Genomic DNA, 21,239 nt, shown 5'->3' on the forward strand with positions numbered 1-21,239 from the left:
GCGGCGTCCAGAAGCAGGCGACGCAATTCGAGTTCCTGCATGGCCAGAGCCGCCAGGTCCTGCAGACTGTGCAGGTCTTCACTGGACAGCGGATGTGGGCGGTCATCCGTCACGCACAGCGTGCCGATCCGGTGACCGGCCGGAGTGAGAAGCGGCGCGCCCGCGTACATGCAGATGCGGGGCTCACCCGTGACCATGGGGTTGTCATGAAAGCGGGGATCCGTCCGGGCATCCTCGACCACGAACGGCTCGTCCCCGTTGATCGTCCAGGCGCAGAAGGAGTGTTCCCGGGGCGCCTCGGTGTCGGTCAGGCCGACCATGGCTTTGCCCCACTGCCGGTACTGATCAACGAAGTTGAGAACGGCGACGGGCGTGCGCAGCAGGCGCGCGGCGAGCCGGGTGATGCGGTTGAACGGGTCTTCCCGATCGGTGTCGAGCACGCGGTACCGCGCCAGATCGAGCAGGCGCGCGGCTTCATCGGAGGGGGTGGGCGCTGCACTCATGGGATCACCTCACGAGGTGGGACTGGGTCGGACGGAAACCGTGTCAGGTGGGCGGATGGTCACTACCTTACGGCCTGTCAGTGGGGAGATTCATTGCGTTTCGCGCACGGCTCCTCCCTCCGTGCCTGCGGATCGGCGTCCACGACCGGCAGTGGTGGTCTGGCCGCCCCGACCCAGCATCAGCCGGCTGGTCCCGCTGAGTGGCGACTCCCTGCTGCTCCGGGGCGATCAGGCTCTTCGGCCCACCGGTCGCCTGTTTCCTCAGCGGCACTGGGGTGCGGGCGAACTGACAGCAGAGTTCAGAGGTCTTGAGGGTAGCCCTCGATCCCTCTGAATCGGGCGAAGCGAGCACCTGAGAACGACCGTGGTTGGAAGTGGAATGGAAGGGCGTGCTGTTGGCCCCGGGGTGAAACTGAACACCGCTCTGAGGCACGCTCAGCGAACGGTTCCACATGCCGCGCCTGACCCGTCCGTGCCAGTGGGCGGCCGCCGCCGATCCTCACCGGTCCCGGCTCCCGGCACTGCATGGGCCGCGGCCCGCGTCCCGCAGGCTGGCCGGGTGACCTCCGTCAGGTCATCCGTTGCGGCGCCGACCCACCTGACGGGGGTCACTCCGGCCGCTGACCGCGCGTACACTCGTGGGCGTGATGCACAGCCACACGCTGATCCTCGAGGTGATGCTCGCCCTGCACGCCGCGGGCGAGGTGCCGTTTCGTGCGTCGGACGTGTACCGCGTCCTGCAGCAGCGGGGCGCACCATACAAGGAGAAATCCATCCGCACCTCCGTGTACGGTCAGACCCTGACCCTCAAAGGCGGTGAGGTGATTGCTCTCGAGCGCACTGGGCGCGGCACCTACCAGGTGGCCGACCCGGACACGGCGCGCGCCGCCCTGCAGGCCGCCCAGCAGTCCGGCTGACGGGGGCGCACCCGTTCTGAGGCCAGACACCCGGCCCCCCACCGGGTACGCTGAAGGATGCCCTCTGCTCACAGGGAGCCCGGCGCCCTTCTCGCCCGTCACCTTCAGCGCGTCACCACCGTCGCCTTCGACATCACCGATGCGCTCGTGCTCATCCTGGACCGCACCGGACGGATCATCCGCTTCAACCCCACCTGCGAGCGCCTGTCCGGCCGTCAGGAGGCCGAGGTACAGGGACAGTTCCTCTGGCCGCTCGTGCTTGATCCGGTGGAAGCTGCGCGCGCCGAGGCGCTGTTCCGTCAGATCGCGCCGGGCGTTCCGCCTGGCACCTCCGAGACCACGTGGCGGACCCCGCAGGGCGACGTGCGGTTCATTCGCTGGATGGCGAGCTGCCTCCACGACGAGACCGGCGCGATCGAGCTGGTCGTGTGCACCGGCATCGACGTCACGGAGGAACGCCGGGCCCGCCAGGCGCTGGAAGACAGTGAAACGCTGTTCCGCACGTTGTTTCAGCACTCCGCGGACGGCGTGGTCCTGATCGACCCGCACGATCCGGCCGTGCCCTGGCGCATCGTGCGGTGCAACCCGGCCTTCGCGCGCATGAACGGCTACGAACCGCAGGACCTGATCGGCCAGTCCATCGATCTGCTGCACGACGACGACCTGATGGCGCGGCGCGGCGCGCACTTCCTGAACTGGATCCGGAACCATCCGGACGGTGCGTATGGCCGGGGAACGCACCGGCACCGTGGGGGCCACCTCCTGCACGTGGCCAGCAGTTCCAGCGTCGTGACCGTGGGCGGCCAGGAACTCATTCTCGGCATGGACCGGGACGTCACGGCTGCCCGGGAGCAGGAAGCGGCGCTGCGGGGCGCCAACGAGCATCTGGCCTACCTGGCGCAGCACGACGAATGGACTGGCCTCCTGAGCCGCAACGCCTGGCTCACCCGTCTCAGCGACATGAGACGCCGGCCTGGATGTCACGTGGTGCTGTTCCTGGATCTGGATGGGTTCAAGCAGGTCAACGACTCGTACGGTCATGCCGTTGGGGACGACCTGCTGCAGGAGGTGGCCCGGCGACTGCGAGACACAGTCCGGCCGACCGACGCGGTCGGTCGGCTGGGCGGGGACGAGTTCGTCGTGGCGATCACGGTCTCCGGCGAGGCGGCGGTCAGCGGTATGACCGCTCACCTGGACCGCGTCGTCAGCGCCCCGTACCGCCTGAGTGGCCTGGACGTGCGGGTCGGAGTGAGTATCGGGGCCGCCGTCGTGTGCGATGAGGACCTGGACGTGGAAGCGGCGCTGGAACGGGCCGACCACGAGATGTACCGCGTGAAGCGCGAGAAATCAGACTGAGGAGGCGAGCGGTGGGGGGCGGGGGCCACAGGTGAGACGCGGCGTGACCCGTCAAGCGCCGTGCAGCGTACAGAGCGGTTTTCAGTTCCACCCTGGGGCCAAGAGCACGCCCTCCCACGGGGCCGCGTGTCCTGGCCACGTGCAGTCCCCGGCGTGTTCCATGTCCCGCCCCGTGCGCCGGCTGATTCCTGAAGGACGCCCGGTCGGCCCACCGGTCACAGCGGCCGGTCGCACCGGCCCGTATACTTCAACCCCTGTGAGTGAGACGTTCGCCGAGACCGCGCCCCGGATCCTGCACCGCCTCACCGAAACCCTGGCGGCGGCCCGCACCGAGGCCGCCACGGTCGACGCTGCCCTCACTGCCATCCGCTCCGCGCTGAGAGCCGTGACCGCGACCATCCTGCTGGTGGACGCCGACACCACGCCCCTGACCGTCCGGGCCCCGCAGGGCCTGGGCGTGAACCCCCTCTGGCCAGCTGGTCCCGTGAGGCCCGGAACCCCGGTGGGTGACGTGCTGACCCGGCGTGAGGCGCTGCTGGTCGAGCAGCGCCCCGACACCGGCGCCACCGACCCCAGTCCCGAGCCTGACGCCAGGGGCGCTCCGGCGGTCACGGCGCTCCTGCCGCTGCTGCTGGACACGCGGGTCCTGGGGGTCGTCATCCTGGACTTCGGCGGCCCCCACCACGTCACGCCCGAAGAAGTGCGGTGGCTCACCACGGTCACCACGCAGATTGCCCTGGCCTTCGACCGCGCCGCGTTGATCGACCGGCTTGACGGCCAGGGGGCCCAGCGTCAACTGCGTTCACGTACGGCCGAACTCGAAGCGGAACGGGCCGCCTCCCGCGCCTTCGTGACGTTCGCCGAGGCGGCCAGCCACACCCAGACCGTCGATGAACTCGGACAACTCGCGATGAGCACCCTCGGCGCCATCCTTCCTGGCGTCACGGCCGTGGTCTACGCCAGGGCCGACTCGGCCTGGATGCCGCTCAGCTGGTCGGCTGCTCTTCCCGCTGACCTCCTGGCGGTCCTGCAGCGCGGGCTGCCCCTGGACACGCCGATCATGGCGCAGACGGCCGCCACCCGCCAGCCGGTGTTCCTGAACGGCTGGACGGAAGAGGAGCAGGGCGTCGCGCACACCGCGCAGTACCACAGCGTCGCGGTGTTCCCCGTCGTGCAGCAGGGCACCGTCACGGCTGTCCTGAGCGCCGCCCTCCCGACCGAGGCGCCCTGGACGGACGCCCAGCGTGGCCTCGTGCTGGCGCTGGGGCGGAGCTTCACGTTGCTGTACGACCGGCTCGCCGCGGCCCAGAAGGCCCAGCAGGAGCGGGATGAAGCCGAGATGCGCACGCAGGCGCTCGAAGCCTTCGCGGTCCTGTCCCGCGACCTCTCAGGAGAGACGGACCGCTACGCGCTGGTGCGGCGTGCCCAGGAGATCATGCTCTCCCTGCTGACCCCCGGCTACGCCCTGTACTGGGAACAGGCCGCCGATCACTGGAGCCTGAAGTCCCAGGTGGGTGACATCGGAAATCCCGACCTTCAGCGGCTGGTCGACGAGCACGGCCTGCCCCTGGACGCCCCGGCACTGCAGTCCACCTGGCAGACCGGACGGCCCAAGTACCAGGATAACTACGCGCAGGGGGCGGACACGCCCGCCGACATGATCCGGCACGTGCATGCCGCCACGGCCTTCCGGGTGTCCGTGTACGGGCAACCGGTGGGCATGCTGGCCATCGGGCTGTTCGATCAGCGCGTCTGGACGCCCGTGGACCGCGCGGTCCTGGAAACGGCGATCTACAGCCTGGGCCTGGTGCTGGAACGGGCGCAGGGCGTCGAAGAGCTTGCCCGGTCGAACAGCGAACTGCGGCTCGCGAATCAGGAACTGGAAGCCTTCGCGTACAGCGCGTCGCATGATCTGCGGACGCCCGTCCGGCACGTCAAGGGCTTCACGGACCTGGCGGTGAAGGCCCTGAAGCAGCAGCAACTGGACAAGGTCACCCGACACCTGGAGATCGTCTCCCAGGCCGCCGAGCGGATGACGACCATGATCGACGCCATGCTGGTTCTGTCCCGGATGGGACGCGCCACGCTGGAGGTCCGGCCACTCCAGCTGCTGAGCGTGGTCGAGCAGGCCCAGCAGGACGCCCAGCTCGAATTCCCGGAGGCGGACCCCACCTGGGACGTCGGCGTCCTGCCAACCGTCCCGGCCGACCCGGGGACGCTGCAACAGGTCATGACCAACCTGCTGAGCAACGCCCTGAAGTTCGCCGACCCGGGCCGTCCCCTGACGGTGCGGATCTGGGCGGAGGAACGGGAGCGGGATTGGGCGGTCTTCGTGCAGGACACCGGCGTAGGCTTCGATCAGGCGTATGCCGGAAAGCTCTTCGGGGCGTTTCAGCGGCTGCACACGCAGCACGAGTTCGCGGGCACGGGCGTGGGGGTGGCCACGGTGAAACGGATCGTGGCGCGCCACGGCGGGCAGGTCAGCGCAGACGGTCAGGAGGGACAGGGCGCCACGTTCGGGTTCACCCTGCCAAAGACGCCGCTGCGCCGCGCCGAGTAAGCCCGGGGCGCCGCCTGCCCCCGGTCGTCACCGGCGGGGGCAGGTGAGTTCACTCAGGCCCAGGGGTTCAGGACGACCTTGATGCAGCCGCCCTGCTTGTCCCGGAAGGTCTTGTACAGCTCCGGGGCGTCGTCCAGCGAGGCGCGGTGCGTGATCACGAAGCTCGGGTCGATCTCGCCCGCCTCGATGCGCGACAGCAGCGGCGCGATGTGCCGGTGCGTGTGCGTCTGCCCCATCCTGAAGGTCAGGCCCTTGGCGAAGGCCGCGCCCATCGGAACCTTGTCGATCAGGCCGCCGTATACGCCGGGCAGGCTGACCGTGCCGCCTTTGGCGCAGCTGAGCAGCGCCCAGCGCAGGGCCGTGATGCGGTCGAAACTGAGTTTCAGGCGCTGCTTGGCGGTGTCGACTAGCGCGCCGGGGCCGTGCCCGTGCGCTTCCATGCCCACCGCGTCGATCACGTGGTCCGGCCCGCGCCCGCCGGTCGCCTCGCGCAGCGCGATCAGGACGTCCTCCTGCTCGTAGTTGATGACCTGACATCCGGCCGACTCGGCCATCGCCAGCCGCTCGGGCACCCGGTCGATCACGATCACGTGCGCCGCCCCGAGCATCTGGGCGCTGCGGGCCGCGAACTGCCCGACCGGGCCCGCCCCGAACACCGCCACCACGTCCCGGCCCGGCACGATGCCGCAGTTCTCGGCGGCCTGATACCCGGTGGGGAAGATGTCGGTCAGGAACAGCACCTGCTCGTCACGCAGATCCGACTCGATCTTGTGCGGGCCCACGTCCGCGAACGGCACCCGCACGTACTGCGCCTGCCCGCCCGCGTACCCGCCGTACATGTGCGAGTACCCGAACAGCCCGCCGCCGCTCACGCCGCCGTACAGCGCCTCGGCCATGCGGTGGTTCGGGTTGGAGTTGTCGCACGCGCTGAACAGGCCCCGGCGGCACGGATCGCACACGCCGCAGGAGATGTTGAACGGCACGACCACCCGGTCACCCACCTTCAGGCGCCGTACGTCCCGGCCGACCTCCACGACCTCGCCCATGAACTCGTGCCCCAGGATGTCGCCCTTCTCCATGCTGGGAATCACGCCGTCGAGCAGGTGCAGGTCCGACCCGCAGATGGCGGTGGACGTGATTTTCACGATCGCGTCGGTGGGAAGAAGAAGTGTGGGATCGGGGACGGTCTCCACGCCCACCTTGTTGGTGCCCTGCCAGACGATGGCCTTCACGCCTGCCCCCCGGCGCGGGCGCTGCTCTGGCCTTCGGTGGTGGGCGCAAAGCCCAGTTCCTGCTCACGCTTGAAACGCATCAGGTCGTCCCGCAGCTGCTGCGCGGGCTCCTCGCCGAACAGCCGCGCGGCGATCGCCCCGGCCGACCCGCCCGGCGGCCGGTACGCGAGGCGCACGGCGACCTCGGTGCCCCGGTCACCCGGCGCGGGGCGGAACAGCACCTCGCCGTGGTTCTCGACCGCCGCGCCCGGCAGGGCCGCCCAGGCGATCCGGCGGCCCGGCTCGTCCGCCGTGAGTGCCGCCTCCCAGCTGACCGTCCCGGTGGGCGCCTCGACCGTCCAGTGGGACCGGCGCTCGTCGAGCACCTCCACCGCCTTGAGGTGCGTCATCAGCCGGGGCAGGCCCGCCAGATCACGCCACACGCGGTACAGGTCATCCGCTGGCTTGCCGATGGTGACCGCGTCACTGACGAGCACCTCGCCCTGCGGCGTCTGCCGGATCTTAAGCGCCGTCGCCAGCGGGTTGCGGCCCGTGGCGGCCATGGCGGCCAGCCCGGCGCCCACGCTGCCCAGCACGATCTTCTGCAGGGGCCGGGCGCTGCGCAGCCCTGCGCCCATCAGGGCCATGCCCACGCTGCCCATCACGGACCGTTCCAGCGCCGGGAGCTGCCCGGCCGCGTCGGTCTGAGGTTCGGTGGTTGGGGGGCTCGTTTCGGGTGGGGGGGTGGGTCGGTCTTTGCTCATGGGGAACCTCCGGAAGTGGCGCGCGGGCGCGGCAGGAAAGGGAGACGGACGCAGGGCACGCGGGAGCTGAGGGGCCAGTCCACCCCGGGGCGGCCCGGCACATTGCGCGTCGGCGCACCGTGTGACCGTCCCCTCAAGGCTCAGTTCAGGTCGCCGCTGCGGCGCTGCCCGTGCGCTCCGCGCTGGTTGAACTCCGCTTCCGCCGCGCGCTTGATGGGATTTCCCTGAGTGACGGGGCCCTCCACGTCCCGGCCCGCCCGCGTGACGTCCGCGCCCGCCGGGGCGGGTAGCAACCGATTCGTCAGGGCCATCAGGTCCGCCGTGAGCTGCGGCGCCAGCGCCTGCCCCACGCGCAGCAGCCACGCCGGGCCGCCCACCATCGTCTCCGCGTCCCCCCGCACCAGGGCGTTCACGATCCGCCGCGCCGCCTCCCGCGCATCCAGCGACACCACCGGCAGGGTGTCCGCCGTGGCGAACCACGCGTACTCCTGCGCGTGGCGGCCCTTCACGCTGGCGTTCATGGGACTCCCGGTGCGCATCAGGCCCGGCAGCACCGTCGTCACCGTGATGCCCTCGCGCGCCAGCTCCGAGCGCAGCGCCTGACCCAGCCCCGCCGACGCGAACTTGCTCACCGAGTACGGCGCCAGATGCGGCACCGCCACCCGCCCCCCCACCGACGACACGATCAGCACCCGCCCGCCGCCCCGCAGGTGTGGGCGCGCCGCGAGCGTCAGGCGCAGGGGCGCCAGGGCGTTGACCTCCAGGATGGACCTGAAGTCGGCCTCGGTCATGTCCGCCAGCGGTCCCACCTGAATGAGCCCCGCGTTGTTCACGAGCACGTCCAGCCGCCCGTGCGCCCGGACCGTCTCCTGCACAGCGCGGTCCAGGTCCGCTCCGCTCGTCACGTCCCCCACGACCACCTGCACCCGCGTGCCCGCGTTCAGGCGCTCCCGGGCGCGCTCCAGGTCGGCGGCGGTACGGGCCATCAGGGTCACGTTCGCACCGCGCTCCAGCAGCTCGTGGGCCAGCGCCAGCCCCAGCCCGCGCGACCCGCCGGTAATCAGGGCCGCGCGGCCCGTCAGGTCGTAGGGCGCGCGCAGGGCGCGGCGGGCCGCCACCGCCCCCACCGCCGCCGTCAGAAGCAGTCGTTTCGGAAGTCGCATGCCCGCAGTGTGACCGTCCCCGCACGGACCGGTCTGCTGCGTGAAGTGCAGGACAACGCCAGCACCGCAACACGGTAAAGGACCGTCCCATCCTCCGTTCACACCGGGCGGAAGAAACGCCGCCCCACCTGACCCTCGCGGGCCGGTGGTCCCGGCGGGGCGAGAATCGCGCAGGACGCGAAGGCGCGCTCCTGCCTCGGCGTGCTGCCCGGCGTGGGAATCAGGTGTCCCGTGGGCTCAGCTTCTCTCCGGCTCGCGGCCCGTCGGTGCGCGCCGCAGTGTTCACGTTCACCCTGGGGCCACCCCGCCTCGGGGCGCCGCGTCCAACTGCGGACCTGCTCAGGGGTTCGCTCGGCTGGGCCGCTCGGCGACTCCACAGGATTCAGAGGTCTGGAGGGTGCACCTCCAGACCTCTGAATCCTGCCGTCAGGACGTGAGGGGCGTGGCGGCCTGCGCGTCGGAGCGCACGAACCACACGTACCCTTCAAAGGACCGGCGGCGGTCTTTCATGGCGACTTTTTCCTTGATCATGCCCGCCATCGGGCCGAAGGGGGAGCGGAAGCGGACCTCGCAGCCGCCGGAGGCCTCGCACGCGTCACTCAGGGTCTGGATGTCCTGCGCCCACACGCCGGTGGCCGGTACGGCCGGTGCGGCGACAATCACGAGGCGCTTGTTGGGCAGCGCCGTATACGTTCCTTGCAATTCAAGCATCCATGACGCTACCAGTTCCTCCGGTCGAGGAATAGGACCCACGGGGGATTGTGACTCAGGAGACCGGCGCCGGGTCGCCGAGGTGCTCGCGGGTCAGTTTGGCGGTCAGTCGGTCGAGTTCACGCTGGTCTGCAGGAGCGGCGGCGGCGGCGCGCCGGTCGTCGTCGCTGACCGGACGGTACTTGAGGCTCCAGCGGGTGATCTCCAGCAGGATGGGCAGCAGGTCGATGCCCTGCTGGGTCAGGCGGTAGATGACTTTCTGGCGGTGGGTCTGGTCGCCGCTGCGGCTGATGAGACCGCTGGCCACGAGCATCTGGAGGCGGTCGGCCAGGACGTTGGAGGAGATGCCCTCGGCGGAGCTCAGCAGTTCGCGGAAGTGACGTTTGCCGCCAAACATCAGGTCGCGGATGATCAGCAGGGTCCAGCGGTCCCCGAACAGGTCGAGTCCCAGGCTGACCGGGCAGCCCGAGCGGGTCCGGTCTGCAGTCATGGCGGCGTCCTCACGGCTGGCATGGTGGCACCGTGCCGAGCTCCATGCAACTGGTTGTAAAATAAAAGCAGTTCGGTGATCCCAACCCGGCTCGAGGAGTCCAGCATGCGCGACCAGATCCCACCCCACCCCGTCCCCGCCGCCGCTCCCACACCGAACGACCAGCGCCGCCATGATCCCGCCCAGGCCACTCACCGGCCCGTGACAGCGGTGTTCAGTTCCACCCTGGAGCCAACAGCACGCCCTTCCATTCCACTTCCAACCACGGTTTTTCTCAGGTACTCGCTTCGGTCGATTCAGAGGGATCGAGGGATACCCTCAAGACCTCTGAACTCTGCTGTGAAGACCCCTTTAGGCTCCGCTCCGGCGCGCGCCGCGGGGTCGCCGTGACCCTGACCGCCGACCGGTCCCTGGGCCGCTCCGGCCTGATCGTGAGCCCCTTCGCGCTCGGCACCATGACGTTCGGAACGCCCCGCTGGGGCTCCAGCGATGAGCAGGCCGCCGCCGTCTTCGATCAGTACGTGGACGCCGGCGGCAACTGGATCGACACGGCCGACGTGTACGCCGCCGGACGCAGCGAGGAACTGACCGGGCAGCTCATCCGGGAGCGCGGTCTGCGCGACCACGTCGTCCTCGCCACCAAGTTCTCCTTCAGCGGCCAGCGCGGCAACCCCAACGCCAGCGGCAACGGCCGCCAGAACCTCCACCGCGCGCTCGGCGGCTCCCTGCGCCGCCTCGGCACCGATCACATCGACCTGTACTGGCTGCACGCCTGGGACGGCGTGACCCCTGCCGAGGAGATCCTCAGCAGCCTGTCGGCCCTGGTGCACGCCGGCACCATCCGGTATTACGGCCTGTCGAACGTGCCCGCGTGGCTGATGACCCGCGTCGCGACCCTCGCGCAGGTGCATGGTCTCCCTGGACCGGTCGCCGTGCAACTGCAGTACTCCCTGGTGGACCGCACCGCCGAGCTTGAACACGTGCCCGCCGCGCGCGCACTGGGGCTGGGCGTCGTGCCGTGGAGTCCACTGGCCGGCGGGTTCCTGACCGGCACCTACCGCCAGGAGGACGCCGGCCCCGCCGGTCAGGGCCGCCTCAGCGGAGCCAACCCCTTCGGCGACTCGAAATTCACGCCGCACAACTGGCGAGTCCTGGACGCACTCCGGGCCGTCTCGGCCGACCTGGGCGAACCACCCGCCCGGGTCGCGCTCGCGTGGCTGCGTCATCAGCCGGGCGTCACGTCACCCATCGTCGGCGCCCGGCACACCGGGCAGCTGACCGATCACCTGGTGTCCCTCTCGGTGACGCTCACGCCAGCGCACCTGGATCAGCTGAACGAGGCCAGCACCCCTGGCGGCGCCCACGGCACCTGGGATGTCATGAAGCGCGCCGTATTTGGGGGTCCGTCCATCCAGGGCTGGCGCTGACAGCGCCGTTCAGTTCCGTTGAAGGGCCAGCGGCACGCCCCTCAACTCCGCGTCCACCCGCTGTCCTGCTCAGATGCTCGCTTCGCTCGATTCAGAGGTCTTGAGGGCTACCCTCAAGACCTCTGAACTCTGCTGTGACAACCGCTGTCAGAACTTCGGGAACCGGGTCAGGCGGAATGGCGTTTCCGGGATGCCGCCCTGCAGTTTGTTCAGCTGGCCCTGCACGACGATCAGGTCACGGCCGATGGCCGCCAGGGTCGTGGGGAAGCGCAGGCCCATCAGGGGCTCCTCGGCGACGACCGTGCCGCGGGTGGAGTCGGCGTTCAGCGTGACCTTGGTGACGACCTGTTCGGCGTTTCGGACCACGTACAGCGTGCGTCCGTCGAGCAGCAGGCCGTCGCCGCGGGTCAGGCCGGTCATGACTCGCGTGACCGCGCGGGTGCGCAGATCAATGCGCCACAGGTCCCCGGTGTTCAGCTGCACGGTCAGCAGCGCCCGCCCGTCGGGCGTCGCGACAATCCCGTTCAGGTTGATGCCGGGCGCGTAGCGGATCGGCGTGCCGGTCAGGTCCAGCCACGCGCTGAGTTTCAGGTCCGGCGTGACCCGGAAGATCACCGGCCGGCTGGAATCCGTGACGTACACGTGACCGTCCGGCGCGGGGGTCAGGTCGTTCACGTAGGCGTTCGGGGATTTCGGGGTGGTGAGGATCGCCACGGGGAACCCGTCGGGCCGCAGGACGCTGACCGTCCCGCTGGCACCTCCGGCCGCCCACACGCGGCCCTGCGCGTCGACTTTCAGGCCCAGCGCGGAGGCGCGGCCCTGCCCGCCCCCTTCCGCGAAGCGGGTGACGGCGCCGCTGGCGAGATTCACGGCGTAGATGGTGCCCGTGGCGGCGCTGCCGGTGTACGCCACGCCGCGGGCGGCATCGACGGCCACGCCCTCAGGGAAGTCCTGTGGGCCGGGGAGCGGGTAGTCGCGGACGCTGAACGCGTCGCGGGTGATCACGCCGCAGCGTTCGCGGGCGCCGCTGCGGCCGGCCGGGTCGCTGCGGTAGTCGTCAGGCTGCGCGTGAATGACCAGCGAACGGTTCAGGATGCCCGCCTGACCGGTCAGGCTGAGTTTGTCGGTGCTGAAGGTCGCCTGTCCGCGGCCGTCCGCGCCGACCGTCAGCATGGGCAGGTCGCCGCCGTGCCCGACGGTGTTGTCGGCCTGCGGATGGTCGTGGTTACGGCTCTGTCCCGGGTCGAAGTGCCCACCGGCCCCACCGAACGGGACGGTGGTGTTCGTCGCGGCGTCCACGCCGGGCGTGCAGCGTCCGTTCTCGTGAACGTGCATGCCGTGCTGGCCGGGCTGCAGGCCGCTGACGTTCACGGTGACGCGCACGCCGGGACCGACCTGCTGGAACGTGGCCGTGCCGAGCACCTGACCGGCCGGGTCGCGCAGTGCGGCGGTGGCGGACAGGGGCGTGGAGGCGGGCGCCAGGGCGGGCGTGGACGCGCCGCCGGCGGTGGCCGCGGCACTCAGCAGTGCGGCGCCGAGCAGGGCGGAGTGCAGTCGGGTGCGCATGTCAGTTGCCTCCGGTGTACAGGACGCGGTACAGGACGCCACTCTGGTCGTCGGTGAACAGCAGGCTGCCGTCGGTGTACGTGGCGACGCCCGCCACCCGCCCGAACTGCTTCCAGGTGTCGCCGTCCTGATACACGAAGCCGGTGATGAACGGTTCGATCCGTTCGGGCCGGTTCTGGTCATTGAACACGACGCGCGCGATCTCGTATCCGCTGGGTTCCGTGCGGTTCCACGATCCGCGGAAGGCGATGAACGCGTCGTTGCGGTACTCGGCAGGGAACTGCGTGCCGGTGTAGTAGTTCAGGGCGATCGCGGCGGCGTGCGCGGTGTACGTGAGGGCGCTGCCCTGCGTGCCGGCGCAGTACTCGGCCTTGGTGACCTTGCCGGGGATATTGCCGACGTTCACGTACGGGTCGGGCTGCCGGTCGCCGTAACAGAACGGCCAGCCGTAGTTCTTGCCGCGCTCGATGACGTTCAGCTCCTCGGGTGGGATGGTGTCGCCGTGCCAGTCGCTGCCCTGGTCCGCGCCGTACAGCACGCCGCTTACCGGGTGCCAGCCGAAGCCGATGGTGTGGCGCAGGCCCCGGGCGTAGATTTCGCGGGTGGTGCCGTCCGGGCTGACGCGCAGCATGGTCGCCTCTTCCGGATTGGGCGTGGGGGCGTCGTTGTTCGTCGATCCGAAACTAGCGTACAGGAAGCCGTCCGGACCCCATTTGATGGTCCGCGCCGGGTGCTGCCCCGCGTCGGGGAACCCGTCGGCGAAGACGCGCGGGACGCTCAGGGTGCCGTTTGCGGCGATGTCCATCACCCAGATGGTCTTCTCGCCCACGACGTACAGTTTGCCGTCGCGGACATCGAGACCGTGGGCGAGTTTGAGGTTCTGCGCCACCTGACGGCGTTCGGTCGCGCTGATCAGTCCGTCCCGGTTGGAGTCCTTGAGGTACCACACGTCGCCCTGCGCGCGGCGCGTGAGGTACAGGCCGCCGTCCGGCATGACATGCAGCATGCGGGCGTTGCCCAGGCCGGTCGCCATGACCTTGAGCGTGAATCCGGCCGGGACGTTCAGCCGCGCCAGTTGATCTGCCGTGAATTCCAGCGGGGTGGGTTCGTTGCGCGTGGCCGTGACCGTGACGGGCGGCTCACCGGGCGCGATGGGGCGGGGGGTGGGTGGGGCGGTCTGGGCCAGTGCGGCGCCGCTCAGCAGCGCGGCGCCCAGCAGTCGGGTCAGGGTCTTCATCGGGAACCTCGGTCGGGAAGGGGAACGGTCCATTGGGGACCGTGTGGGCGGACCAGCGGGGGCGGAACCGGTGTGCGCTTCACCGCATGCTCCGCGTCGCTCAGGGCAGGCGCAGGGCGAAGGCGCGCATGGCCTGTGCGGCAGCGGCGGCCTTCTCGAAGGTCGCGGCGTGACCGGCGCCGGGAATCAGCACGAGCTGACTGCCGGGGGTGTTCATCTGCATCTTCATGCCCACCTCGGGCGGGGTGAGGTTGTCCTCGGCGCCGAACAGGTACAGGGTCGGCACGCGGATGGTCGGCAGGACCGGGTTGGCGTCCGGCCGGTTGGCGAGGGCCGTCGCGCCACCCACCGCGCCGTTCAGGCTGGCCTGCCGGACGAGACTGCCCAGGTGGGCCACCTGATTGGGCATGGTCATGCGGCTCTGGCCGGTGAGCATCCGTGGCATGAGGATGTCGACGAGGCTGGCCACGCCCTTCTCCTGCGCCTGCTGCGCCGTGCCCAGCCAGTTGGCCTTCTCGGCGACGCCACTGGGATCGGCGGTGGTGTCGATGAAGATCATCCCGCGGAACCGCTCGGGGGCCATCTTGTACATCTGGAACAGCGTCATGCCGCCCATGCTCATGCCGCCGGCGACCACGCGGTCGAGCTTCAGGGCGTCCATGAAGCCCAGCATGGTGCTGGCGTAGTTCTCGATGCTGGCCTCGGCGCTGGGCGCGCGGCTCAGGCCGAATCCGGGCAGGTCGACCGTGATCACCCGGAAGTGCCGGGCCAGCAGATCGCGGTTGTTCTTGAACAGCTCTCCACTGAGGGGGTAGCCGTGGATCAGAATCAGGGGCTGTCCGGCGCCGGTGGCCTTGTAGAAGACGGTGGAGCCGTTGACAGTTACGGTGCCGCGGTCGGCGGTGTCGGCGCCGCCGGCGAGCGCGGCGCCGGACAGCAGGAGGGACAGGGTGAGCAGGGTGCGGTTCATGTGGACCTCGGTGGGACAGGGGAGAGGGCGGCTGGGGGGAGCTTCACCGGCGAGGGGGCGGATGCACGGCGGACCGTGACACAGGACTGGACGTCTCCGACGATGGCACCGGGTGGGCGACTGGCCAGGGTGCACGCACACCTTGTGAACCTTCGCTCAGCTGATCCTCAATGAGGCCACAGGTCGGGTCTCACCTGACCGGCGGCCCAGTCGTGCGCCCGGCCTGTCTGAAGCGGAGCTTGAGTCTGCTCTCATGATGCGCAGGTGCGTCCCAGCGGCGGCAGCGCTGGGGTACGCTCCCCTCGTCGGCCCGTCTTCCTGTCGTCCTGCACTCGGGGGTCCGTCCCCAGGGGGTCCTATGCTGCTGTCCCGTCTTCTTCCCGTTTCCCTGACCCTCAGCCTCCTCCTGGCCGCCTGCGACCAGCCGACCACACCCGCACCGACCACATCCGCACCGGCCACACCTGGCGCCGCGGCGCCGACCGTCATGGCCACCCAGGCCCGGACGAACGCGGCGCTGCATACCGTCGCCCGGCAGCTCGCCGCGACCCTGACCGATCCGGCCCTGCGGACCCTCATCGCCGAACAGGCGGCGCTGAAGTTCGACGGGGACACCGAGGTCCTCTACCGCACGCTCGCGCCCCTGCCGGCCGGGGGGCGCACGTTCGCTCAGGCCCTGTCGTCCGGGGTGGGCGCCCAGGCCCTGGGTGACCTGACCGCACAGATTCCGAACCTGCAGGTGGCGGTGCGCGGCGCGGCGTGGGACCCGGCGCGGACCGTGCCGTGGGTGGCCGTGGCGGCCGAGGGCGGCGACGAGTACGCCCCGGTGACCGCGTACGACGCCCAGGGGCGCGCCCACGTGCTGGACGGGCGGGTCACGCCGGACGTGCCGGTCGTGGTGGTGGGCGTGAACGAACGGGTGGACGCCACGGGCGCCGTGCCGCAGCAGGCGCCGCTGCCGAGCCCGTCGATCTCCGCGCAGTCCTGCTATCAGGTGAAACTGGTGCGGCTGGACCTGTACGACGACATGGAGCCGTGGACCAAGGGCAGCGCGGAGATCTGGGTGGCCGTGAAGGGCAGCGGTATCGGCTGGCACGGTCAGTTGACCATGGTGACCGAACCCGGTGACTACCTGGACGCCATTCAGGTGTTCGGCTGCACCGACGGGGACGTGCGCTTCTACTGGTACGAGAAGGACGGATCGAATTTCGACTTCGAGATCAGCGTCGGCGGTTACGGCTTCGGCATCAAGATCGACGACAGCAACGATTTCCTGGGCAGCACCACCATGCGCAAGGCCCTGTTCGAGGGGACCACGGTGGACGCCGTGAACCTCGGCAACCTGAAGCAGTACACGCACTGACCACGCACGGACCACGGTATTCAAGGGCATCGAGGGGCGCGGTCCTGGCCCCTCGGTGCCACTTGTATCGCTGCTTCCTCGGGTGCTCGTTCAGCGGCGCTGCGAATCCGCTCGATTCAGGCGGAGCACCGCTTCCTCCATCTGGATGCTGCTGCGAGCCGGTCAGGACCAGAGGACCGGGCGCCGGATGACAGTGGGGGCCTTCCCGGACTCTCTGGGTGGGCGGGGTACGGCTGGAGGTCCGGCGCCCCGCCCGCCTGTCTAGGGGGGACTGGAGTGGTGACGGGTGGCCGGGTCACGATGCGTGACGTTTCACACAAGTCACTGAACTGCGGTCCCGCCGACGGGACTCCGCGCGTGCCGGGCGGTCTGTCGTCCACTCATTGGAACCGTTTCCATTTGTGGTCTCCGAACCCCGATCCGGCCCTCCTGCTGACCGGCCCACCCGGAGGTTTCCCATGCCCCGACGTCTTCCCCTCGCCGCCCTGCTCCTCCTGCCGCTGGCCCTGGGTGCCTGCGCCCCCGCACCCACCCCGTTCCCCCAGGCGACCCTGAAGCCCGCCGCCACCGCCACCCTGACCGTGCACTTCCGCAAACCCAACACCTGGCGCAGCGTGAATGTCCACTACTGGAACGCCACCACCGCCACGGGCACGGTCAGCACCACCTGGCCCGGCGTGCCCGCCACCGACGACGGCGACGGCTGGTCCACCTTCACCATCCCCGCCACGAGCGCCAACCTGCTGTTCGTCGACCCGACCAACACCACCCTGAAAACCCCGGACCTGACCCGCAGCGCGGAAGGCTGGTACGCGACCGGCACCTGGAGCGCCACCCGGCCCGCCAGCACGGGCTTCACCGTGCACGTCAGGCGGCCGAGCGGCTGGACCAAGGCGAACATCCACTACTGGAACGTCACGTCCACACCCGCCACGCCGAACACCACCTTCCCCGGCCTCACCATGACCGACGAAGGCAACGGCTGGTCCCGGTACTCGTTCACGGACACCGCGGCCACCAACCTGCTGTTCGTGAACCCGGCGAACACCGCCCAGAAGACCGCCGACCTGACCCGCGCGAGAGACGGCTGGTTCGACCCCGCCACCGGCACCTGGAGCGACGTGAACCCCACGTGCAGCGCCGTCCCGGCCCCGACGGCCCTGACCGCCCAGAGTGGTAACGCCCAGGTGACCCTGACCTGGACCGCCCCGGTCGGCTGCGCGGTTAGCGGCTACCGCGTGTACCGCAAGCTGAGCAGCGACGCGGCGTACACCCTGCTGACCAGTGCGCCGGTCACCGCCACCAGTTACGCGGCGACCGGCCTGACGAACGGCGCGGCGTACACCTTCAAGGTCGTTAGCGTGAACTCCACCGGGGCCGAGAGCACCGGCGTGACCACCACGGCCACGCCCGCCGTCACGACCAGCCTGACCGTGCACGTCAAGAAACCGGCGGCTTGGAGCAGCGTGAACATCCACTACTGGAACGCCGTGGGCGGCGCGACCACCAGCACCACCTGGCCCGGCGTGGCCATGACGGCCGAGGGGAACGGCTGGTACCGCTACGCCCTGAGCGGCGCGACCAGTGCCAACCTGCTGTTCGTGGACCCCGCCAACACCGCGCAGAAGACCCCGGACCTGACCCGCGCCAAAGAAGGCTGGTACGACCCGGCCAGCGGGACCTGGAGTGACACCGACCCGAATGCCGCCTGCGCGACCACGCCCGCTCCAGCCAACCTCAGCGCCGCCCCCGGCGACACGCAGGTGTTCCTGGGCTGGACGGCCCCGGCGGGCTGCGCGGTCAGCGGCCACCGCGTGTACCGCAAACTGAGCAGTGACGCGACCTACACCCTGCTGACCACGGCGCCCATCACGGCCACCAGTTACGCGGCGACCGGCCTGACGAACGGCGCGGCGTACACCTTCAAGGTTGTCAGCGTGAACGCAGCCGGTGCGGAAAGTGCCGCCGTGACGGCGACCGCCACGCCCAGCGCCGCGCCCGTCGCCAGCCGCACCGGGGACTTCCGCGAGGACAGCATCTACTTCGTGATCACGTCCCGCTTCAACGACGGGGACAGCAGCAACAACGTCGCCTGCTGGGACGACGCGCAGGCCGGGAATCCCGCCAGTGACACCTGCTGGCGCGGCGACTTCAAGGGCCTGATCGACAAACTCGACTACATCAAGGCGCTGGGCTTCAGCGCCGTGTGGATCACGCCCGTCGTGAAGAACGCCAGCGGGTACGACTACCACGGGTACCACGCCATCAACCACCGCGAGGTCGACCCGCGCTACCTGTCGAGCGGCGTGACCTTCAAGACCCTGATCGACGAGGTGCACAAGCGCGGCATGAAGATCGTGCAGGACATCGTCCTGAACCACACCAGCAACTTCGGCGAGGAGAACCTGTTCCCACTGTTCAAGAAAGACCCCACCAAACCCGACACCGCGCAGAACCTCCTGAACATCGCCCCGCCCGGCGTGCTGCCGGGCACCTACGCCACCATGACCCCGGCGCAGCAGTACCAGGCGCGCATCACCGCCATGAAAAGCGACAGCACCGACCCCAGCGGCCTGTATCACCACGAGGCGTCGCTGTCGTGGGAGAGCTACACCGTGCAGACCGGCCAGATCGCCGGGGACTGCGTGGACCTGAACACCGATAACCCCACCGTTTACAACTACCTCGTGAACGCCTACAACACGTACATCGACCTGGGTGTGGACGCCTTCCGCATCGACACCACCAAGCACATCTCCCGCCTGACCTTCAACAAGGTCTTCAACGACGCCTTCAAAGCGCGCGGCGGGAAGAACTTCTTCCTGTTCGGCGAGGTCGCCACCCGCTACCGGCAGGTGTGGAACAGCGGCATTCCTGCCGTCTCCACGCCTTTCTACACCTGGAAGGACCGCGCCCCTTACCCCTGGAGCAGCACAGACCGCCGCGTGAACGAGGCCGCCACCCTGCAGAACTGGAACGACAACCTGGACGTCGCCACGCAGCCCAGCAGCAGCAACCACCTGCTCAGCGGGAACACGTACCGCGCGCCGGACACCAGCCTCGCCAGCGGCCTGAACGTCATCGACTTCCCCATGCACTGGAACTTCGCCAACGCCCGCGACGCGTTCGGCGTGGCCGTCGGCGGGGACAGCACGTACAACGACGCCACCTGGAACGTCACGTACGTGGACAGTCACGACTACGCCCCGGACGGCGCGCCTGAACACCAGCGGTTCGCGCTCGGGCAGGACGTCTGGGCGGAGAACCTCAGCCTGATGTTCACGTTCCGAGGTATTCCCACACTGTTCTACGGCAGCGAAACCGAATTCCAGAAGGGCAAAGTCATTGACCCCGGCCCGAACGCGCCCCTGAGCACCACGGGCCGCGCGTACTACGGCGCCGCCCTCCAGGGAACCGTCACCACCACCGGCTTCGGGAAGTACAGCGGCGCGACCGGCACCGTGGGGCAGACGCTCGACGCGCCCCTGGCGCAGCACGTGCGGCAGTTGAACCTCATCCGCCGCGCCGTGCCCGCCCTGCAGAAAGGGCAGTACAGCACGCGGGACGTCAGCGGCAGCGCCATGGCCTTCCGGCGCCGCTACACGGACGCCACGACCGATTCGTTCGCGCTGGTCGCCGTGTCCGGGGACGCCACGTTCACGAACGTTCCCAACGGCACGTACGTGGACGCCGTGACTGGCGACACCCGAACCGTCACGGGCGGCACGCTGAGCATGAACGCGGCGGGCAAGGGCAACCTGCGCGTGTACGTCCTGAGCACCGCGCAGACCCCCGCGCCCGGAAAAATGATGGACCGCGCGGGCCTGACGTACCTGAAATGACCGCAACCTTCCCGAGTCCTGATGCGGATTCCTGGCGTGCAGCTGACAGATCGGAACCCACTTCTCTCCCCCTCGGGTTGAAAGTTGTTGCCAACCGTTCAACCCGAGTAACCACTCAGCACAATTGTGCGTCTTGTGCTGAGTGGTTGCCACAATAGATCATTTCGTTAAAGGATATCTCCATACACTGCTTCATTGATAAATTCAACAAAATCTCTAAGTGAGATTTTAGACAACATTGCATCGAACATAGCGCCAACAACTTCTGCCATTTGCCAATGACTTGACTGCGAGCCTCTGCGTTCAATCCCATTTTCCACAATGAGTACATCCCAATATCTCGGTGGTTCGGGAATTATAAGGAGGATTGCCTTATATCCTGTGCTAGGCTCCTCAGTATTGGAAATCTTCTCAATTACTAATTCTGCATCAGGATAAATATCTCGTAACAGCTTCATAGCTTGTTCGATTAGCCAATTGAGGATTTTGTCCACATATTCATCAGTCACAACAATAGATAAACTGGCGCAAAATATGTCGAGAGTATCGCTCTCTATGTGGTACCACCACTTCTTGGGAATTTCTACAGATGATTCGCCGTGTCCCGGATCAGTAGACCTCCTGCGAAAGTCACGCCGTGCCCGCAATGGCGTGATTGCACACGGCCGCGATGAGATTGACCCGTAAGGAAAAGCGCCGCCGTCGGTGACGGTACACGTCCTTCAGCACACGAAAGATCTTCAAGCGCCGAATGACGTGCTCAACCCGCAGTCGGGTTGACGCTAGCGCTCGGTTCTCCTGACGCTCTTCGGGGGTCAGCGGTCTGGCCCTCGTCACCTTGTGCGGTGTGATCGAGTGGCCATGTTCCCGCCAGATGCCTTGATAGCCGGCATCGCCGATCAAGGCCGTCTCGGGATGGAGATGCACGCCCGAATGTCGAAACAGCGTGAGATCGTGCATGGAGCCGAAGGTCGTGGCGACACACATGATCATGTGTGTCGCCACGTTGATCACGACCTGCGTTTTCAAGGTGTGTCGTTTTTTCTTGCCGCTGTACCAGGGCCGCTGCTTTTTTTGGGGCGCTCACACGGGGTGGTAGTTGGCTGGAACCATGCCCGACACCACTGAAATGCGAGCGTCCGGGGCCTATCCCCGGACG

17 protein-coding genes are annotated in these 21,239 nt (G+C 68.7%); 6 read left to right on the plus strand and 11 right to left on the minus strand.

Features of this window, described 5'->3' with window-relative positions; genetic code table 11:
* On the minus strand, nt 1–503 hold a 503-nt coding region (locus IEY69_RS20585; RefSeq protein WP_189074962.1), incomplete at its 3' end, for a GAF domain-containing protein.
* Nucleotides 504–1,147: 644 nt separating this feature from the next.
* Here IEY69_RS20585 and IEY69_RS20590 point away from each other — a divergent pair.
* The 3 genes from IEY69_RS20590 (at nt 1,148) to IEY69_RS20600 (ending at nt 5,336) form a co-directional block, all read left to right on the plus strand.
* Nucleotides 1,148–1,420, plus strand: a complete 273-nt coding sequence (locus tag IEY69_RS20590; RefSeq protein WP_189074963.1) for a hypothetical protein — start codon at nt 1,148–1,150, stop codon at nt 1,418–1,420.
* 57 nt (nt 1,421–1,477) lie between these two features.
* Entirely contained in the window at nt 1,478–2,776 is a 1,299-nt protein-coding gene (locus IEY69_RS20595) for a GGDEF domain-containing protein (protein ID WP_189074964.1), read from the plus strand.
* 256 nt (nt 2,777–3,032) lie between these two features.
* Nucleotides 3,033–5,336 (plus strand): ATP-binding protein, encoded by a 2,304-nt coding sequence (locus tag IEY69_RS20600; protein ID WP_229784164.1) that lies wholly within the window; start codon nt 3,033–3,035, stop codon nt 5,334–5,336.
* 53 nt (nt 5,337–5,389) lie between these two features.
* On the opposite strand, the gene IEY69_RS20605 is transcribed toward IEY69_RS20600, so the two are convergent.
* The 5 genes from IEY69_RS20605 to IEY69_RS20625 form a co-directional block, all read right to left on the minus strand.
* Nucleotides 5,390–6,568 (minus strand): zinc-dependent alcohol dehydrogenase, encoded by a 1,179-nt coding sequence (locus IEY69_RS20605; protein WP_189074965.1) that lies wholly within the window; start codon nt 6,566–6,568, stop codon nt 5,390–5,392.
* Nucleotides 6,565–7,311, minus strand: a complete 747-nt coding sequence (locus IEY69_RS20610) for an SRPBCC family protein (protein WP_189074966.1) — start codon at nt 7,309–7,311, stop codon at nt 6,565–6,567. The genes IEY69_RS20605 and IEY69_RS20610 overlap by 4 nt, the downstream gene beginning before the upstream one ends.
* Before the next feature lie 140 nt (nt 7,312–7,451).
* On the minus strand, nt 7,452–8,474 hold the full coding sequence (locus IEY69_RS20615) for an SDR family NAD(P)-dependent oxidoreductase (protein ID WP_189074967.1): 1,023 nt from the start codon (nt 8,472–8,474) through the stop codon (nt 7,452–7,454).
* 426 nt (nt 8,475–8,900) lie between these two features.
* A complete protein-coding gene (locus tag IEY69_RS20620; protein WP_189074968.1) occupies nt 8,901–9,185 on the minus strand; it encodes a hypothetical protein in 285 nt (94 codons plus the stop codon).
* Nucleotides 9,186–9,240: 55 nt separating this feature from the next.
* Nucleotides 9,241–9,675, minus strand: a complete 435-nt coding sequence (locus tag IEY69_RS20625) for a winged helix-turn-helix transcriptional regulator (protein WP_189074969.1) — start codon at nt 9,673–9,675, stop codon at nt 9,241–9,243.
* Between the two features lie 386 nt (nt 9,676–10,061).
* On the opposite strand from IEY69_RS20625, the gene IEY69_RS20630 reads away from it, so the two are divergent.
* Nucleotides 10,062–11,102, plus strand: coding sequence for an aldo/keto reductase (locus tag IEY69_RS20630; RefSeq protein ID WP_189074970.1), 1,041 nt, complete (start codon nt 10,062–10,064; stop codon nt 11,100–11,102).
* Nucleotides 11,103–11,249: 147 nt separating this feature from the next.
* Here IEY69_RS20630 and IEY69_RS20635 read toward each other — a convergent pair whose 3' ends face one another.
* The 3 genes from IEY69_RS20635 to IEY69_RS20645 form a co-directional block, all read right to left on the minus strand.
* Nucleotides 11,250–12,668, minus strand: a complete 1,419-nt coding sequence (locus IEY69_RS20635) for a superoxide dismutase family protein (RefSeq protein ID WP_189074971.1) — start codon at nt 12,666–12,668, stop codon at nt 11,250–11,252.
* A 1-nt stretch (nt 12,669) separates the two neighbouring features.
* Complete coding sequence (locus IEY69_RS20640; RefSeq protein WP_189074972.1) at nt 12,670–13,905, minus strand: PQQ-dependent sugar dehydrogenase; 1,236 nt, start codon at nt 13,903–13,905, stop codon at nt 12,670–12,672.
* A 100-nt stretch (nt 13,906–14,005) separates the two neighbouring features.
* Nucleotides 14,006–14,875, minus strand: a complete 870-nt coding sequence (locus IEY69_RS20645; protein WP_189074973.1) for an alpha/beta fold hydrolase — start codon at nt 14,873–14,875, stop codon at nt 14,006–14,008.
* A gap of 358 nt (nt 14,876–15,233) precedes the next feature.
* On the opposite strand from IEY69_RS20645, the gene IEY69_RS20650 reads away from it, so the two are divergent.
* Complete coding sequence (locus tag IEY69_RS20650; protein WP_189074974.1) at nt 15,234–16,238, plus strand: DUF3103 family protein; 1,005 nt, start codon at nt 15,234–15,236, stop codon at nt 16,236–16,238.
* Nucleotides 16,239–16,696: 458 nt separating this feature from the next.
* Nucleotides 16,697–20,080, plus strand: coding sequence for a starch-binding protein (locus tag IEY69_RS20655; protein ID WP_189074975.1), 3,384 nt, complete (start codon nt 16,697–16,699; stop codon nt 20,078–20,080).
* Between the two features lie 167 nt (nt 20,081–20,247).
* On the opposite strand, the gene IEY69_RS20660 is transcribed toward IEY69_RS20655, so the two are convergent.
* Nucleotides 20,248–20,574 (minus strand): hypothetical protein, encoded by a 327-nt coding sequence (locus IEY69_RS20660; RefSeq protein ID WP_189074976.1) that lies wholly within the window; start codon nt 20,572–20,574, stop codon nt 20,248–20,250.
* 136 nt (nt 20,575–20,710) lie between these two features.
* Nucleotides 20,711–21,109: a transposase family protein gene (locus IEY69_RS20665; protein WP_229784166.1), complete on the minus strand. Its 399-nt coding sequence runs from the start codon at nt 21,107–21,109 to the stop codon at nt 20,711–20,713.
* Nucleotides 21,110–21,239 lie beyond the last annotated feature (130 nt).

Source organism: Deinococcus sedimenti, from assembly GCF_014648135.1.
GTDB classification, from domain to species: Bacteria; Deinococcota; Deinococci; order Deinococcales; family Deinococcaceae; genus Deinococcus; species Deinococcus sedimenti.

Bases quoted from the DNA above. Each gene is read 5' to 3' on its own strand.
- IEY69_RS20635 (WP_189074971.1), bottom strand. From the start codon at position 12,668: ATGCGCACCCGACTGCACTCCGCCCTGCTCGGCGCCGCACTGCTGAGT.
- IEY69_RS20650 (WP_189074974.1), top strand. From the start codon at position 15,234: ATGCTGCTGTCCCGTCTTCTTCCCGTTTCCCTGACCCTCAGCCTCCTC.
- IEY69_RS20610 (WP_189074966.1), bottom strand. From the start codon at position 7,311: ATGAGCAAAGACCGACCCACCCCCCCACCCGAAACGAGCCCCCCAACC.
- IEY69_RS20615 (WP_189074967.1), bottom strand. From the start codon at position 8,474: ATGCGACTTCCGAAACGACTGCTTCTGACGGCGGCGGTGGGGGCGGTG.
- IEY69_RS20655 (WP_189074975.1), top strand. From the start codon at position 16,697: ATGCCCCGACGTCTTCCCCTCGCCGCCCTGCTCCTCCTGCCGCTGGCC.
- IEY69_RS20620 (WP_189074968.1), bottom strand. From the start codon at position 9,185: ATGCTTGAATTGCAAGGAACGTATACGGCGCTGCCCAACAAGCGCCTC.
- IEY69_RS20625 (WP_189074969.1), bottom strand. From the start codon at position 9,675: ATGACTGCAGACCGGACCCGCTCGGGCTGCCCGGTCAGCCTGGGACTC.
- IEY69_RS20640 (WP_189074972.1), bottom strand. From the start codon at position 13,905: ATGAAGACCCTGACCCGACTGCTGGGCGCCGCGCTGCTGAGCGGCGCC.
- IEY69_RS20595 (WP_189074964.1), top strand. From the start codon at position 1,478: ATGCCCTCTGCTCACAGGGAGCCCGGCGCCCTTCTCGCCCGTCACCTT.
- IEY69_RS20645 (WP_189074973.1), bottom strand. From the start codon at position 14,875: ATGAACCGCACCCTGCTCACCCTGTCCCTCCTGCTGTCCGGCGCCGCG.